Annotated in this window: 15 protein-coding genes; 13 read left to right on the top strand and 2 right to left on the bottom strand. The window is 63.8% G+C overall.

Annotated elements, in window-relative coordinates; translation table 11 throughout:
• Position 1: 1 nt before the first annotated feature.
• From ACWGS9_RS11985 to ACWGS9_RS11935, 11 genes are all read left to right on the top strand, one after another.
• Positions 2-3,457 carry an SPOR domain-containing protein gene (locus ACWGS9_RS11985; RefSeq protein WP_454505443.1) on the top strand — a complete coding sequence of 1,152 codons (3,456 nt, stop codon included), beginning with the start codon at positions 2-4 and terminating at the stop codon, positions 3,455-3,457.
• Positions 3,458-3,663: 206 nt separating this feature from the next.
• Positions 3,664-4,683 carry a beta-N-acetylhexosaminidase gene (nagZ, locus tag ACWGS9_RS11980; RefSeq protein ID WP_454505442.1) on the top strand — a complete coding sequence of 340 codons (1,020 nt, stop codon included), beginning with the start codon at positions 3,664-3,666 and terminating at the stop codon, positions 4,681-4,683.
• A 62-nt stretch (positions 4,684-4,745) separates the two neighbouring features.
• Positions 4,746-5,546: a segregation and condensation protein A gene (locus tag ACWGS9_RS11975; RefSeq protein ID WP_454505587.1), complete on the top strand. Its 801-nt coding sequence runs from the start codon at positions 4,746-4,748 to the stop codon at positions 5,544-5,546.
• Complete coding sequence (scpB, locus tag ACWGS9_RS11970; RefSeq protein ID WP_454505441.1) at positions 5,543-6,298, top strand: SMC-Scp complex subunit ScpB; 756 nt, start codon at positions 5,543-5,545, stop codon at positions 6,296-6,298. The genes ACWGS9_RS11975 and scpB overlap by 4 nt, the downstream gene beginning before the upstream one ends.
• Before the next feature lie 180 nt (positions 6,299-6,478).
• Positions 6,479-6,700 carry a twin-arginine translocase TatA/TatE family subunit gene (locus tag ACWGS9_RS11965; RefSeq protein ID WP_140815787.1) on the top strand — a complete coding sequence of 74 codons (222 nt, stop codon included), beginning with the start codon at positions 6,479-6,481 and terminating at the stop codon, positions 6,698-6,700.
• 83 nt (positions 6,701-6,783) lie between these two features.
• A complete protein-coding gene (tatB, locus tag ACWGS9_RS11960; RefSeq protein WP_454505440.1) occupies positions 6,784-7,509 on the top strand; it encodes a Sec-independent protein translocase protein TatB in 726 nt (241 codons plus the stop codon).
• A complete protein-coding gene (tatC, locus tag ACWGS9_RS11955; protein WP_454505439.1) occupies positions 7,506-8,381 on the top strand; it encodes a twin-arginine translocase subunit TatC in 876 nt (291 codons plus the stop codon). Before tatB ends, tatC begins: the two co-directional genes overlap by 4 nt.
• Positions 8,382-8,577: 196 nt before the next feature.
• Entirely contained in the window at positions 8,578-9,876 is a 1,299-nt protein-coding gene (gene serS, locus ACWGS9_RS11950; RefSeq protein WP_454505438.1) for a serine--tRNA ligase, read from the top strand.
• 4 nt (positions 9,877-9,880) lie between these two features.
• Complete coding sequence (surE, locus tag ACWGS9_RS11945) at positions 9,881-10,639, top strand: 5'/3'-nucleotidase SurE (RefSeq protein ID WP_454505437.1); 759 nt, start codon at positions 9,881-9,883, stop codon at positions 10,637-10,639.
• Between the two features lie 13 nt (positions 10,640-10,652).
• Positions 10,653-11,306: a protein-L-isoaspartate(D-aspartate) O-methyltransferase gene (locus ACWGS9_RS11940; protein ID WP_454505436.1), complete on the top strand. Its 654-nt coding sequence runs from the start codon at positions 10,653-10,655 to the stop codon at positions 11,304-11,306.
• A 138-nt stretch (positions 11,307-11,444) separates the two neighbouring features.
• Positions 11,445-12,959 carry a peptidoglycan DD-metalloendopeptidase family protein gene (locus ACWGS9_RS11935; protein ID WP_454505435.1) on the top strand — a complete coding sequence of 505 codons (1,515 nt, stop codon included), beginning with the start codon at positions 11,445-11,447 and terminating at the stop codon, positions 12,957-12,959.
• A gap of 141 nt (positions 12,960-13,100) precedes the next feature.
• Here ACWGS9_RS11935 and ACWGS9_RS11930 read toward each other — a convergent pair whose 3' ends face one another.
• A complete protein-coding gene (locus ACWGS9_RS11930) occupies positions 13,101-13,970 on the bottom strand; it encodes an isocitrate lyase/PEP mutase family protein (protein WP_454505586.1) in 870 nt (289 codons plus the stop codon).
• 77 nt (positions 13,971-14,047) lie between these two features.
• A complete protein-coding gene (locus ACWGS9_RS11925; protein ID WP_454505434.1) occupies positions 14,048-14,920 on the bottom strand; it encodes an ATP-binding protein in 873 nt (290 codons plus the stop codon).
• Positions 14,921-15,185: 265 nt separating this feature from the next.
• Between ACWGS9_RS11925 and yajC the strand changes: the two genes are divergently transcribed.
• On the top strand, positions 15,186-15,524 hold the full coding sequence (gene yajC, locus ACWGS9_RS11920) for a preprotein translocase subunit YajC (protein ID WP_149802852.1): 339 nt from the start codon (positions 15,186-15,188) through the stop codon (positions 15,522-15,524).
• 50 nt (positions 15,525-15,574) lie between these two features.
• A complete protein-coding gene (locus tag ACWGS9_RS11915) occupies positions 15,575-16,579 on the top strand; it encodes a SecDF P1 head subdomain-containing protein (protein ID WP_454505433.1) in 1,005 nt (334 codons plus the stop codon).
• Positions 16,580-16,628: the final 49 nt, after the last annotated feature.

Below are 16,628 nucleotides of genomic sequence, written 5' to 3'. Positions count from 1 at the left end.
AATGGCAGACAGAACCCCGCTGAAAGTAGCCGACCACAACGATATCGCCGCCGACGATCCGTTCGCGGAACTGACCCGGATCATGGGTTTCGACCCGCGCCAGCCGGTGAGGCAGCCGGCTCCCGCGGCCGAGAAAGCCGTGCCGGCTGACCAGGCTCCCGACGCGGACGGTTTCGACATCGACCTCGAGAAGGAGTTGATGGGCGAGTTCGATTCCGTCGAGGAAAGCGAGCCGGTCGCGCAGCAGGCTGTCGTGCATCAGATCAGGCAGGAGCCGGCCTTCGAGGCTGCCAGCGTCGCCGCGAATGACGACGAGCTGACCGCGTCTTTCGAGCAGGATTTCGTCTTTGACGATGCGGCGGACCATGCCGACTTCGCCATGGCTCGCGCACCGGAGCCGCATTTCGCTGCTGCGCCGCAAGTTGCCCCGGAGCCGGACTTCTCGCCAGAGCCGCATTTCGCACCGGAACCGGAAATAGCCCCCGAGCCGGAAGTCGCTTTTGACGACGATTTCGACAAGGCGGTCGCCAGTTCGCTCGATGTCTCGGCGCTCGAGGATGATCTTCCGATCGATCAGGAGATGGCGGCTTCGCTGGACCAGGATTTCCAGCTCGACCATCACAAGCCGGCCAACCTCGAATATCATGAGCCTGCCGACACCCGTCAGGATGCCGTCGAAGCCGTGCAAGCCGCGAGCGAAGGCGCGTTCGACGCCGATTTCGACAATGCGGTCCAGATGTCGCTCGAAGACGAGCTGTCGTTTGAGAACCAAGAGCTGGAGCGGCATGCGCAAGCCGCCGAGCCGGTCGAGGCTTACGCGGCCGCGCCCCCGGTTTCCGAAGGCGATTTTGCCGGTCATTTCGACCAGGCGATGACCGATGTCGACATGGATCCCGGTCGGGACATGAATCTTGGCCAGGAACAGGATTTTGAGGAGCCGGAGCCGTCGCTTGGCGATGAGCCGGAACCCATGGTCGAGGCGTCGACCGGGACGGCGCATTTTGCCGCCGAGCCCGAGCCCGAGCTTGTCGCGTCCGACCCCGCCGCCGCGCTGACCCTCGAGGACGATTTCGAACTGAGCTTCCGCGATGCGCTGAACGAGGAGCCGCAAGCTCCGGCCGTCGAGCCGGCCGCAGTGTTGCAGCCGGCCATGGTCGAGCGGGCTCCCGTCGTCGCCGCTCCGGTCCCGCTGGTGGCGGCCGCAGAACCGGCGAAGCCGGCCAGCGAGCGTAGCCTGGAAGACGAGCTCAATGCGCTGCTTGGCGCCATGACCGCGCGGCCGATGCCGGTGATCAAGGAGCCTGTTCCCGCGCCGCGGCTGGTTGCGCAACCTGCGAGCTACGAAAGCGAGAAGGCCGAGCCCGACAATCTCGATTGGGATCTCGACGAGCACCAGCCGGTGCAGAACGGCCAGGGCGTTCAGCCGGTCGAGAGCGGCTTGGACGACCTGCTCGCCGGCGAGCTCGACCGCCAGGATTTTGCAACCTCGGCCAAGGCTGAGCCCTCCAGGATCGAGCCGGGCGTTGATTTCGACGACGACGCTTTCGGCGCCGCTTTCGCCAAGAGCATAGAGGCCGAGCAAGAGGCCGCCGCCAGGGCGAAGTCTGCGGCAAATTCGCCCGAGTGGCTGCATTCAACGTCCGTCGAGCAGACAAAGTCGTGGAGCCGCTCGACCCCGACCGCCGCTCCGCCTGTGCAAGCTTCGTTTGCGGCACAGCCGGCGCCGTCGGCATCGCTGCAGACGGCCGCGCCTTCAGCATCAGCGCAGATGGCGGCGCCTGCCTACCGCAGCGAACCGGCGTCGGATTATTCCAGCTATGCCAAGCAGGCGCCGGCGGCTACGCCGCAGCCTCGCCAGCATGACGACGTACCGGATGTCGAGACGGTCGATGTGCCGGAGCGCGTGGTCGCGCTGGCGGACGACCTCGACATTCCGGAACTCAGCTTCGAAGAAGACCAGCCGGGCGCATCCGCATACGACGATCTCGACGCGGAATTCGCCAGCCTGCTCACCGACATGAACGCGACGGAGATCGCATCGGCGCCCGCGCAGAGCCGGGGCTATGATGACGAATCCTACAGTGCCGGCTTCAACGGCTACGACCGTCGCGACCTGCGCGCCGAGGCTCCGGCGGCTCCAGCCGCCCCGGCTTCGTTTGCCGCCGCCAACGATTACGACACCGACGACCTGCCCGGCAGCCGGCCGGTTTCGCAGTCGGACAATTTCGCCAACGACGAACTCGACTACGATCCCGAGCTCGACGAGGCGATGGCGATCCCCGGGCTTGCCGAGCGCGAGGCGGCACAGCCGCGCCGGCGCGGTACGATGATCGCGGCGCTCGTCGGCGCCGTGGTGGTTCTCGGCGGCCTTGGCGCGCTCGCCTTCTCCTTCGGCGGCAAGGGCGGCAGCGAGACTCCGGTGATCGTCAAGGCCGACAATTCGCCGATCAAGGTGAAGCCCGAAAATCCGGGCGGCACGGTGGTGCCGAACCAGGACAACAAGGTTTATGACGCGGTGGCCAAGGGCGGCGGCGCGGCCAAGCCCGCAGAGCCGGTGCAGCAGAAGCTGGTGAATACCACCGAGCAGCCCGTGGACCTGGTATCGAAGGAGCCGCCGCCGAGCCGCGTCGTCGACCTTTCACCCAACGATGCCGACGCCTCGGCTGGTGCCAATACCGCCGACAAACCAGACGCAGCGTTGCCTGGCGTCGCGCAAGCGGCAGCGCCCGAAAGCGCCCAGCCGGCAAGCGCGCAACCAGCGGCGCCGGCGCCGAAGTCGGAAGACCGTATCGCCCAGGTGCTGCAGCAGGATGCGGACAACGGGGCCAACAACGACGTCGTCGCCGTCGCACCACGCAAGGTGAAGACCATGATGGTGAAGCCTGACGGCTCGCTGGTGCCGCGCGAGGATCCGGCTCCGGCTGCGCCGAAGGTCGCGGCGGCCGAGCCGAGCGATCCGGCGCCGCAGCATGTCGCGCCGGCTTCCGATGGCCAGCAGACGGGAACCGTGGCTTCCGGCGCGGTCCAGGCCGACGCACCGGCTGTCAAGCCGGTGAAGCCCGCGAAGAAGACTGAAGCCAAGGCGCAGTCGGCCAACACGCCCGTAACGGTGCCGGTGGCGCCGGCGCGTCCGTCCGACCAGCCGGTCGATATCGTCGGCGAGGTCAAGCCGGACCAGGTCGCTTCCATCGATCCGGCCGTGGCAGCCGGTGGCGGCTCGTGGTCGATGCAGATCGCCTCGCAGCCGACGGTCGAAAGCGCGCAGTCGACCTATCAGGACCTGCAGCGCCGCTATGGCAGCGTTCTTTCAGGCCGCACGGCCAGCATCGTCAAGGCGGAAGTCGCGGGCAAGGGCACGTTCTACCGTGTTCGCGTTCCGGCGAAGTCGCGCAACGACGCGATCGCGCTCTGCACCAGCTACAAGGCGGCCGGCGGCAACTGCTTCGTATCGCGCTGATCGACCGATCTTTTGTTTGACGCAATTCCGGACGGAAAGCTACGGCGAAGTCGCCGAGCCCAACCGCTCCACACTTTTCCTGGAATTGCTCCGACTCTCAAAGCCGGCGCCGCCGCGAGGCCGCGCCGGCTTTTCGTTGTGGGCTTTGGCGAGCCGCAGGGCAGGGGTGATTCCCTTTGCCCGGCCAAAGCCTTAAGCTTGTGTGCATGAGCGAATCAAAATCCATGATCCTCGGCTGTGCCGGGAAATCCCTCACCGAGGACGAAATCGGCTTCTATCGCGACGAACGTCCGTGGGGCTTCATCCTGTTTGCGCGCAATATCGGCGAGGCCGAGCAGATCCGTGACCTCGTCGCCTCGATGCGCGACAGTGTCGGTCGCCCTGACGCTCCGGTCTTCATCGACCAGGAAGGCGGCAGGGTGCAGCGCCTGCGTCCGCCGCTGGCGCCGAACTATCCGGCCGGCGGCGCGCTTGGCGCGTTGTGGCGCGATGATCGTGAGGCCGGCCGCCGCGCCGCCTGGCTGCTGGCGCGGCTGCATGCCTTCGATCTCTCCCGCCTGGGCATCACCGCCGACTGCCTGCCGGTGCTCGACGTTCCGGTCGAAGGCGCCAGCGACGTCATCGGCGCGCGCGCCTATGGCAAGGAGCCCAATGCCGTGATCGAGCTTGGCCGGGCTTCGGCCAAGGGACTGATGTCCGGCGGTGTGCTGCCGGTGATGAAGCATATTCCCGGCCACGGCCGCGCCTTCGCTGACACGCATTTCGCGCTGCCGACCGTCGATACGCCGCTCGAGGAGCTGCGCCGGCATGATTTCGCCCCGTTCAAGGCGCTCAACGAGCTGCCGATGGCGATGACCGCGCATGTCGTCTACAGCGCCATCGACCCCGACAATCCGGCGACGACTTCCGCCAAGGTCGTCAATCAGGTGATCCGCGGCGAGATCGGCTTCGACGGGCTTCTGATGAGCGACGACACCTCGATGAAGGCACTTTCTGGGGATTTCCCTACAAAGGCGGCCTCGATCCTTGCGGCCGGCTGCGATCTCGTCCTTCACTGCAACGGCGTTTTCGAGGAGATGTCCGGGATCGCGTCGCGCACGACGGCGCTCACGGCCAAGTCCTTGCAGCGCGCGGAGCGGGCGCTGACCTATATAAAGAACCGCGACGTCGCCGACGAAATCGCGATGCGCGCTGAATTTGCCACCTATTTCGAAGCAGTGGCCTGAACCGAAGGGACGAAAGGCAAGTGGCGGAGACATTGGAAAGCAAGGCCGCGAAGGCCGCACCGATGGACCGTCTGTGGGCCGAGAACGATGATTCACGCCTGACCGGCGACCCGTCGCTGGTCGTCGACGTGGCGGGCTTCGAAGGCCCGCTCGATCTTCTGCTGCATCTTGCCCGCAACCAGAAGGTCGACCTCGCGCGCATTTCTATCCTGGCGCTCGCGGAGCAGTATCTGGCCTTCATCGAGAAGGTGCGGGCGCTCAGACTGGAGCTTGCCGCCGACTATCTGGTTATGGCGGCATGGCTTGCCTTCCTGAAGTCGAAGCTCCTGATCCCGAAACAGCCGGGCGAGGAGGGCGAAAGCGGCGAGGAACTGGCGGCGGTGCTGCAATTTCGGCTGAAGCGGCTGGAAGCCATGCGCGACGCCTCGGCGCGACTGGTCAACCGCAACCGTCTCGGCCGCGATGTCTTTGCGCGCGGCATGCCGGAAATGGTCATCATCGAGAAGCGCAACAGCTTTTCGGCTTCGCTCTATGATCTGCTCACCGCCTACGCGCAGCAGCGCCAGAAGCAGGCGATCAACAATGTGACGATCGCCCGGCGCGCCGTGTGGTCGTTGAAGGATGCGCGTGAGGTGCTGGCAAGGCTGATCGGCTCGATCAGCGACTGGACGGCGCTCGACAGTTTTCTGATCGAATATCTGGTGGCGCCGGAGGAAAAGCGCACGGCGATGGCAAGTTCCTTCGCGGCGACGCTTGAAATGGTGCGCGAGGGCAAATTGGAAGTGCGGCAGGATCAGGTGTTCGCGCCGATCTATCTGCGCGGCCGCGCGCAAAGTGTCAGGGCAGTCGAGGTGGTATCATGAGCGAACGCGCCAACGCTTCGGTCATCCCGTTCAAGGTAGAGGACGAACCGGAAGACGAGATGGCCGAGCAGGGTTCCATCGAAAACCCCGCCGAGCGGCTGCAGCTGTCGGAAGCCGTGCGCATGGCGGAGGCGATCATTTTCGCCAGCGCCGAGCCGGTGAGCGAAAAACAGCTTGCCGCGCGCCTGCCGGAGGGCGTGAACATCACCGCCGCAATGGCGGACCTGCAGGAAATCTATGCCAAGCGCGGCGTCAACCTGGTACGGGTCGGCGATGCCTGGGCCTTCCGCACCGCCGGCGATCTGGCTTTCCTGATGAGCCGGGACTCCGTCCAGCAGAGAAAGCTCTCGCGCGCGGCGCTCGAAGTGCTGGCGATCATCGCCTATCACCAGCCGGTCACGCGTGCTGAAATCGAAGACATCAGAGGCGTGGAGACGTCCAAAGGTACGCTGGACACGCTCCTGGAAACGGAATGGGTCAGGATGCGCGGCCGCCGCCGTACGCCCGGGCGGCCGGTGACCTATGGCACCACCGACGCCTTCCTCGACCATTTCGCCCTGGAGGAGATCCGCGATCTGCCCGGCATGGAAGAGCTGAAGGGCGCGGGATTGCTGTCGACGCGCATGCCGGCCAATTTCTCGATGCCGGTGCCGCCGGCCGATCCCGATGCGCTGACCGAGGACGAGGACGCGTTGACCGATATCGACCTCGAGGAGCTCGGGCTGCTGACGCCACGCGTCACGGAAGAGTGACCACGAAACCGGCGCAGGACGGTTTATCAGCAAGCCCTGCGCGGATTGGTAGCAAGGCGCTCACGCCGAAAGTGCGTGACATCCGCCAGCCATTTTATCAACTTCATTGCGGTTGTGTTTGAATCCCCGAGCGAAAACGCATAGATCATCGCCAGGGAAAACATTCGAGAGAGATTTGCAATGGGTTCATTTTCGATTTGGCACTGGATGATCGTGCTGGTCATCGTGTTGCTGGTCTTCGGCCGCGGCAAGATCCCCGAGCTGATGGGCGACATGGCCAAGGGCATCAAGAGCTTCAAGAAGGGCATGGCTGACGACGACACCGCGGACGACAAGCGCACCGTCGAACATCGTGCCGACGAGACCGTTTCGTCGGTCAAGGAAAAGGCCAGCAAGAGCTGAGCTCAGTTGTTGCTTTGAGCATGCCGTTGTCCCAAAACCGCGTCACATTTTTGGGCGGCATGCTCTGGTTGGAATAGATTGCCATGTTCGAAGTCGGTTGGAGCGAACTGCTGGTGATCGCGGTCGTCATGATCGTGGTCGTCGGGCCGAAGGATTTGCCCAAAATGCTGCGCACCTTCGGCCGCACGGCGGCGAAATTGCGCGCCATGGCAGGCGACTTCCAGAAGCAGTTCAACGACGCGCTGAAGGAAGCCGAACTCGATGACGTCAAGAGTTCGATAGACAGCCTTCGCGGCCTCAATCCGTTGAACGAGGTGCGCAAGCAGCTCAATCCGTTCGAGCAGGCGGCGGCCGATGTGCGGTCCGGTGTCGATACGATGATGAAGCCCAAGCCGGCCGCCGATCCGGCTGCGCCGGCAGCAGAGACGCCGCAGGCGGCCGAGCCGCTGAAAAATGGCGCGACGGATATGCCCGGCGTCAATGCATCCGAGGCAGCCCCGGCGGCGCCGATCTTCCCGGCCATGACCGACGCGTCCGTCACCGCAACGGCTCAGGAAACCGCCGCGCCGGCCAAGCCGGCGAAAAAGGCGGCTACCGCCAAGGCAAGGACGACCGGCGCCGCGGCGAAAACGGCAGCTGCGTCGAAGGCTGCAGATAATGCGCCGGCCAAATCCTCGCCGGCTCCGGCCAAAGCCGCCGCGCCCGCCAGGAAGGCCGCGCCCAAGGCTGAGGCAAAGCCCACCGCTGCGAAGAAGCCGGCCGCGAAGAAGACAACCGACAGCAAGAAGACGGCGGGAGCCGCCAAGTGAGCGTTTCGGACAAGGAAAAGGAAGAAATCGAGAAATCGTCCGCGCCGCTGATCGAACATCTCATCGAGCTGCGCCGCCGTCTGATCTGGTCGCTGGGCGGTTTTTTCATCGCCTTCCTCGTCTGCTTCTTCTTTGCCAAGCGGCTTTTCAACCTTTTGGTCGTACCGTTCAAATGGGCGACGCAATGGGCAGGGCTCGACCCGCACAAGGTCGAGCTGATCTACACCGCGCCGCAGGAGTTCTTCTTCACCCAGGTGAAGCTTGCCATGTTCGGCGGCATGGTGATCGCCTTCCCGCTGATCGCCACGCAGATCTATAAATTCATCGCGCCGGGCCTCTACAAGAACGAGCGCAGCGCCTTCCTGCCGTTCCTGATCGCTTCGCCCATCCTGTTCCTGATGGGCGCCTCGCTGGTCTATTTCTTCTTCACCCCGATGGTGATGTGGTTCTTCCTCGCCATGCAGCAGGCCGGCACCAACGACCAGGTGCAGATCTCCCTGCTGCCGAAAGTGTCGGAATATCTCAGCCTGATCATGACGCTGATCTTCTCCTTCGGCCTGGTGTTCCAGCTGCCGGTGGTGACCAGCCTTTTGACGCGTGTCGGCATACTGTCGTCGCAGGCGCTGGCCGAGAAGCGCAAATGGGCGATCGTCCTTTCCTTCGTGGTTGCCGCGGTGCTGACGCCGCCAGATCCGATGAGCCAGTGCGGCCTCGCCATCCCGACCATCATTCTCTACGAGGTGGCCATCTGGTCCTCGCGCATGATCGAACGTAGCCAGGCGCGTGATCGTCTGGCACGCGAGCAGCAGGATGCCGGGGCGACAGTGGCTGAAAAGGCGGCCGACACCTCGTCGACGCAAACGCCGAGCTAAGCAAAAGGCGAAAAACGGCGACGGCGGCGCCGGCCTGTCTTGCATCGATCAGGGATGCGGTTTACGCCCTCGATCCTTAAAGCGCGTCGCGCTGAACGGATTCAGGCGACGCGCTTTAAGTCTTTTTTTGATGCATGTCGTTGTCCCAGAACCGCTGCACACTTCTGGGCGACATGCATTGCTTTGAGGATCGACCATGCTTGATATCAAATGGATCCGCGACAACCCGAAGGCCCTTGTCGAAGCGTTGGTGAAGCGCTCGTGGTCGGCGGGAGATGCGCAGTCCACGGTCGACGATCTGGTCGCGAAGGACGAGGCGCGGCGCGAGCATCTGACGGAGCTGCAGGTCAAACAGGAGCGCCGCAACGCCGCCTCGAAGGAGATCGGCAATGCCATGCGTTCGGGCGATGCAGCGCTTGCCGAGAAGCTCAAGGGCGAAGTCAGCGAGATCAAGGCGTTCATCCAGAACGGCGAGGCGCGCGAGCGCGAGCTCGACAAGGCGCTGAATGACGGGCTCGCGGTGCTGCCCAACGTGCCGCTGGAGGATGTGCCGGTCGGCAAGGATGAGCATGACAATGTCGTCAAGCGCATCGTCGGCGAGGTGCCGGCGCGTCCGAATTGGGTGAAGGAGCATTTCGAGATCGGCGAGGCGCTCGGCATGATGGATTTCGAGCGGGCGGCGAAACTGTCGGGCTCGCGCTTCACGGTACTGAAGAGCCAGTTGGCGCGCATGGAGCGCGCGCTCGGCCAGTTCATGCTCGACCTGCACACGACCGAGCACGGCTATGAGGAGATCATCCCGCCGTTGATGGTGCGCGACGAGGTGCTGTTCGGCACCAACCAGTTGCCGAAATTCGAGCTGGACCTGTTCTTCACGCCGCATGGCGATGGTCGGCTTGGCCTCATCCCTACGGCGGAAGTGCCGCTGACCAACCTCGTGCGAGAAGAGATCACCGCGCATGAGAAGCTGCCGCTGCGCTACACGGCGCTGACGCCGTGCTTCCGCTCGGAAGCGGGCTCGGCCGGCCGCGACACGCGCGGCATGCTGCGCCAGCATCAGTTCTACAAGGTCGAGCTGGTCTCGATTACCGACCAGGAAAGCTCGATCGCCGAGCATGAGCGCATGACGCAATGCGCCGAAGAGGTGCTGAAGCGGCTCGGCCTGCCGTTCCGCACGATGACGCTCTGCACCGGCGACATGGGTTTCGGCGCGCGCAAGACCTACGACATCGAGGTCTGGCTGCCCGGCCAGAACGCCTATCGCGAAATCTCGTCCTGCTCGGTCTGCGGCGATTTCCAGGCCAGGCGCATGGATGCCCGCTACAAGGACGGCAAGGGCAATCGCTTCGTCCACACGCTCAACGGCTCGGGCACGGCTGTCGGCCGCGCTCTCATAGCTGTCATCGAAAACTACCAGAATGAGGATGGCAGCGTAACCATTCCTGAAGTGCTGCGGCCTTACATGGGTGGTCTCGCCAAGATCGGTCCAAAGTGAATCCATGCGCATTCTCCTGACCAACGACGACGGCATTCACGCCGAGGGGCTGGCGTCGCTCGAACGCATCGCCCGCACGCTGTCGGATGACGTCTGGGTGGTCGCGCCGGAGCAGGACCAGTCCGGCTATGCGCATTCGCTGTCGATCTCGGAGCCGCTCAGGCTGCGCAAGATCGGCGAGAAGCATTACGCCGTGCGCGGCACGCCGACCGACTGCGTCATCATGGGCACGAAGAAGATCCTGCCCGGACCGCCGGACCTCATCCTGTCCGGTGTCAATTCCGGCGCCAACATCGCCGACGACGTCACTTATTCCGGTACGGTTGCAGGCGCCATGGAAGGCGCGCTGCTCGGGGTTCGCTCGATCGCGGTGAGCCAGGCCTATTCCTATGTCGGCGAGGATCGCGTCGTTCCTTACGAGACGACCGAGGCGCTGGCGCCGGCTCTGCTGAAGAGACTGGTGGAAACGCCGCTCCCGGATGGCGTGCTGCTCAACGTCAATTTCCCGAACTGCGCGCCCGACGAAGTGGAGGGCACCGTCGTCACCTCGCAAGGCAAGCTGGTGCACAGCCTGTGGGTCGACGAACGGCGTGACGGGCGCGGCCTGCCTTATTACTGGCTGCGCTTCGGCCGCGAGCCTGTCGAAGGCAAGAAGGGTACCGACCTCTACGCGCTGCGCAACCGGCTGGTGTCGGTGACACCGCTGCAACTCGACCTCACCGCCCATGAACTTTGCGACCAACTGACCAAGGCATTGGCATGAGCAAGGTTTTGGCATGAACATGGCCATCGACGACCGCGAAGGGTTTGCCGCTTTTCTGCTGAGGCTGCGGGGCAGGGGCACGGCGCCGAAGGCGCTGGTCGCCGCCTTCGAGGCGACGCCGCGGCGCGGTTTCCTGACGGCACAGTTCCATGCGATCGCCTGGTCGGACGGCATGCTCCCGATCGAATGCGGCGAGGCGATCGAGGGCGCCGATCTGCAGGCGGCCGTGATCGCCGCACTCCACATCGAGCCGGGCAACCGTGTGCTCGAGATAGGCACCGGTTCGGGCTATACGGCCGCGGTCATGTCGAGGCTTGCGGCGCGCATCATCACCATCGACCGCTACAAGACCCTGACCGAGCAGGCAAAGCAGCGCTTCGAGGCGCTTGCCATCAGCAACGTCATCGTCCGCCAGGCCGACGGATCCAATGGCTTGCCCAACGAAGGACCATTCGACCGCATCGTCGCCTGGGCCGCCTTCGAAAGCCTGCCGCGTTTCCTGCTCGACCAGCTTTCGAGCGGCGGCGTCGTCATCGCGCCGATCGGCCTGGAGGAAGGTGAGCAGGTGCTGGCCAAGCTTACCAAGGTTGGCAGCCGCTTCGAGCGCGAGGACATCGGCATGGTCAGGCTGCAGCCGATCCTGCGCAGCGTTGCCGCGGTGATCTAGCGGGCCTGACGGCCTTCGCCAAAATTTTCTCCAATGTTTTAAGAAAATTTTCGCCGGATTCTAATGGGTTAACCGGCCAGTAACATTAACGCGCTTTAATCGTGGCCAGTTTGTACCGGGTCTGTGCGGGTTAGTGCGATGCAATTCAACGTTTTGAAGGCAAATAGTCGCAATCTGGCGCGAGGCTGCGCCGTCTTGATGATTGCCGGCGCGGCGGCGGGGTGCAGTTCCCAGTCAATGCGCTTCAATGGTGTCGATGACGTCTTCACGTCATCCACCAACAATCAGCGCGCCATCATCAACAAGCAGAATGTCGACCAGCCCTATCCGGGCGACACGGTCGCGCCGGCGCCGGTCGACGGCGCCCACACGCAGTCGGTGAGCCGCTCCAGCCTCGAGCCGGTCACGGCGCAGCAACTGCCGCCGCCCTCGCAGCCTGCCGCTGCGCCGGCCAGGCCGATGCGCACGGCATCAGCCCCAGCCCTTGCGCCGGCTCCGGCGCTTGCTCCCGCGCCGCATGTCGACAGGACGACCACCGGCATGGTTGCGCCGGCCAAGCCGTTCAAGACCGCCGAGCCCGATGCCGTGCGTAATGCAAGCGCTGCGCCGCATGCGACCGAGATCGTGGTCCGGGACGGCGAGACGCTATCCGGCCTGGCGGCGCACTACAGGGTGCCGGCCGACGCCATCGCCAAGGTCAACGGGATCGATCCGAAGAAGGGCATCAGGTCCGGCCAGAAGATCGTCATTCCCGCCTATGCCTATTCGAGCAAGGCGGAGCCGATAGTCGCCGAAGGCAAGCCGGTGAATACCCCGAAGCAGCCCACCGGCGCTCCTGAGAAGGTCGCGGTGCTGCCGCAGCAGCCGAAGATCAAGGACGGCAAGTCGGCTGCCCAGGTCGACACGTCGGCGGCGGCCACGGGTTCCAAGAACCCCAAGCCCGCGCCGCAGGTAGCCGAGGCCAAGCCGGCTGGCCCCGGAGGAACCTATACTGTCCAGCAGGGCGACTCGCTGTCGTCGATCGCCAGGAAGACCGGCGTCAGCGTCGTGGCGCTGAAGCAGGCCAACGGCATGCAGGCCGGCCTGCTCAAGATCGGCCAGACGCTCAAGGTCCCGGCTGGCGGTGCCGTCGTGGCGGCTGCCAAGCCTGCAGTTGATCCGGTGACGACGGCGACGACGCCGCCGCCGGCGAAGACCACCGAGACGCTCGCCTCCTACACGCCGCCGAAGAAGGATGCCAAGGTCATCCAGCAGGCCGAAGACGACAATGCGGTGGCGCCCGGCGCGACCGGCATCGGCAAGATGCGCTGGCCGGTGCGCGGCCGCGTGATCTCCGGCTTCGGCTCCGGCAAGGATGGCGTCGACATCGCCGTGCCGGAAGGAACGCCGATCAAGGCGGCCGAGAACGGCGTCGTCATCTATGCCGGAGACGGCCTCAAGGAGTTCGGCAACACCGTGCTGGTGCGGCACGAGAACGGCCTGGTCACCGTTTACGGCCACGCAAGCTCGATCGAGGTGCAGCGCGGCCAGAAGGTCAAGCGCGGCCAGGAGATCGCGCTGTCCGGCATGACCGGCACCACAGACTCGCCGAAGCTGCACTTCGAAGTTCGCAAGAACTCGGCCCCCGTCGATCCGACCGGCTATCTCGAATAGAACAAGAACCCTTGCGGGCCGCCTGACCTCCAGTCCGGCCCGCCGTCTTCAGCCCGCTCCGAAAGGGGCGGGCTTTTTCAGTGGTTCGCGGCTGGAAGAGCCGTATCGGACAAGACGTCGATACCGATCGGTACAAGTCTCTCAGACTCTTGTCGATCCAGTAAAGAAGCCTTCCAGCTCAGCGAAGCCCATGGCTTCTTGCGAAAACCGGAAGGTTCCTTCCGATCTCATCTCACGGGCGGCGCGGACGAAGCTCCCAAAAGCGAGCCGTGCCAGCGCCGAGCCGACGCTTATCCGCTTGACGCCAGCATCCGCCAGTTCGGCCAGGTCAAATGTGGCGCCGGGCATGCCCATCACGACATTGACGGGTTTCGTTACGGCACCGCAAACAGTATGGATCAGGCCCAGGTCATGCAGGCTGGGCGCATAGAGCACGTCGGCGCCTGCTCTTTCGAAGGCTTGCAATCTTCGAATGGTGTCGTCCAGGTCGGGACGCCCCCACAAGAAGTTCTCGCAGCGTGCCGTCAACACGAAATCTTCCGACAGCGCGCGCCCCGCCTGTGCTGCCGCCTCGATCCTCTCGACCGCAAGCGTGAAGTCATAGATCGGATCGTCGCGCCTCCCGGTGTGATCTTCAAGCGAACATCCGGCCAGCCCGATGTCGGCGGCGGCCTGAATGGTCTCGGCAGCGCTTTCGGGGCTGTCGCCGAAGCCTTTCTCTAGGTCAGCGGAAACCGGGAGCGGCGTCGCGGCTACAATGGCCCGACAGTGGTCCATCGTATCCTCCTTGGAGACCTGTCCCTCGGCGAGGCCAAGGGAGAACGCCATGCCAGCGCTGGTGGTGGCAAGAGCGCGAAAGCCCATGGCTGCCAGAATCCGCGCAGTGCCGGCGTCCCATGGGTTGGGAATGATGAATGCTCCCGGTTCCTCATGGAGCTTGCGAAACGTTGCGCCCTTGCTTTCCAATTGCTGTTCCCTTCCAGGCACATCAGGCCTTTGGAACAATGACATGGCGTTTGGAACAAATAAAGAACAAATGTGCCCGACCACCGGTTTGGCGATAGACAGGCCGTTTCGGATGATGGTGATCAGTCTTTCAGCGGTTTGCCGAGGCGGCCGGCGAGGTCCTGCGTGAATTGCCAGGCGACCCGGCCGGAACGGCTGCCGCGCGTCGTCGCCCATTCCAGTGCCTCGGCGCGCAACTGCCCGGGGTCGATCGCCAGGCCGTGATAGCGGACATAACCGTCGATCATGTCGAGATACTCGTCCTGCGAGCATTTGTGGAAACCGAGCCATAGCCCGAAACGATCGGAAAGCGAGACTTTTTCCTCGACCGCCTCCGAAGGGTTGATGGCGGTCGAGCGCTCGTTGTCGATCATGTCGCGCGGCAGGAGGTGGCGCCGGTTGGATGTGGCGTAGAAGATCACGTTGGCGGGCCGGCCTTCGACGCCGCCTTCGAGCGCCGCCTTCAGCGACTTGTAGGAAGTGTCGTCATGGTCGAAGGAGAGGTCGTCGCAAAACAGGATGAAGCGGTAGGGCGCGGCTTTCAAGAGACCCATCAGCTTGGGCAGCGTGTCGATGTCCTCGCGATGGATCTCGATCAGCTTCAGCGGACGGTCGAGCTTGTCCGAGGCGTTCACGGTGGCATGCACGGCCTTGACCAGGGATGATTTGCCCATGCCGCGCGCGCCCCACAACAGCACGTTGTTGGCCGCATAACCGGACGCGAAGCGCTCGGTGTTGTCGAGCAGGATGTCGCGCACGCGCTCGACGCCGCGGATCAGGCCGATGTCGACGCGGTTGACCTTGCGCACCGGCTCCAGATAGCCGGGTTCAGCCTGCCAGACGAAGCATTCGGCGACGCCGAGATCGGTCTGCGGAACGGGCGGCGGAGCGAGGCGGGAAACCGCCTCGATCAGACGGTCGAGTTTCTTGTTCAGGGCATCGAGACTGTCGGTCATATCAGGTCTTTTTTGTTCGGGCATGTCGGGCGTAGGAGCAGGTTCGATGGCGGCGCTGCAAGAACCAACTTCAAGCTTTTGTTGGAACATGAACTTCCGGCGATCCGTAGCCGCCACTGCTGCGACGCTCTAGCACGCTGCAAACAGCTGGAAAAGCAACGGATTTGCCGGGTGGCGGAGTTGCATTGGCAACTTTACCGACTATATTCCGGCCAAATTTCGCGGGGCCGCCTCTGGCGGTATTTCACCATCCAGGAGTTTCTTGATGTTCGTTACACCGGCATACGCCCAGGGCATCGGCGCCTCGCCAGACATGTTCATCTCGATTTTGCCATTTGTCCTGATTTTCGTGATCATGTATTTTCTGATCATCCGGCCGCAGCGCGCGCAGCTGAAGAAGCGCCAGGAGATGCTGTCGGCGGTGCGCCGCGGCGATACGGTGGTGACCGGCGGCGGCTTCGTCGGCAAGGTGACCAAGGTGATCGACGACAACGAGCTGGAGATCGACCTTGGCGGCGGAACCAAGGTGACGGCGCTGCGCTCGACAATCTCTGATGTCCGCGTCAAGGGCGAGCCGGTGGCGAACCAGAACGCCAAGAAGTAAGCGAAATCCCGGCGGCGATAGCCGCGCAGGATTCTGACGAACGGCGGCATATGGTCTATCTTTCGCGCCTGAAGGTCATTTTGATCGGGCTTGCCCTGATCGCGATGGTCTTCGGCGCGTCGAATGCTTTTGCTTCGATATCCGGGACGCATATTTTGCTTCGCCTGGATACTGATGAGTTGATCAACCGCCGGCTGGAAGCAACACGCGACCAGATCAGGATGCTGCTGCGTGATGTCCAACCGAGGATCAACTTCAGCGGCCTCGCCGTATCGGGCCTCACGGTTCAACTGCGCATTGGCGATCCCGTGCAAGTCGAGGCTGCCAAAGCGGCACTCAAGGCAGTGGTCGATCCCATCGCCGGCAAGGAAGGTCCGGTCCAGGAATTTGCGCTGGACGACAGCGAGCCCGGCCTGCTGAAATTCATGATGACAGACGCCGGCGCGAACTATCGGATGTCGGCCGCGCTCGCGCAGTCGATCGAGGTCATCAAAAATCGTCTGCACGAACTCGGCATCGCCGATTCCGCGATCCAATTGACGGACGAGGGCATAGTTGTTCAGGCGCCAGGCGCTGCGGATTTGCTCAGCTTGGCGCGAACCCTTGCGCGGCCCGGTCGGCTGAGTTTTCAGCTGGTCGACACGTCGATGCCGGTGAATGATGCAATCAACAGCCGGCCGCCAGCGGGATCGTCGGTGCTTTATAGCATGGACGATCCGCCGGTCCCCTATCTTGTCGAAAACCGGGTCATCGTTTCCGGTGACCGTGTGCTGGACGCTAGGGCAGCACTGGCCGGTGAGCCTGTTGTCGCATTCCGGCTCGATTCCAGGGGTACCGAGCGTTTCAAATGGGCGACGACACAGTATGTAGGCAAGCCGTTTGCAATGATTTTGGATGGTCAGGTGATTTCCGCCCCGATCGTTCGAGAACCCATCGAGAGCGGCACCGGCCAGATATCGGGAAGCTTTACCGACCTGGAAGCCAAGACGATCGCCTTGCTGATGCGCACCGGCGCGCTGCCGGCGCGATTGACAATCGTCGAGGAAGCACGATAGGGCCGGCCGTAGTTGAAATGACGATGATAGACGACAACCGAGCCGATGG

The sequence above is a fragment of the Mesorhizobium sp. Arg314 genome (genome assembly GCF_053714275.1).
This window is presented reverse-complemented; position numbering and strand designations above follow the sequence as displayed.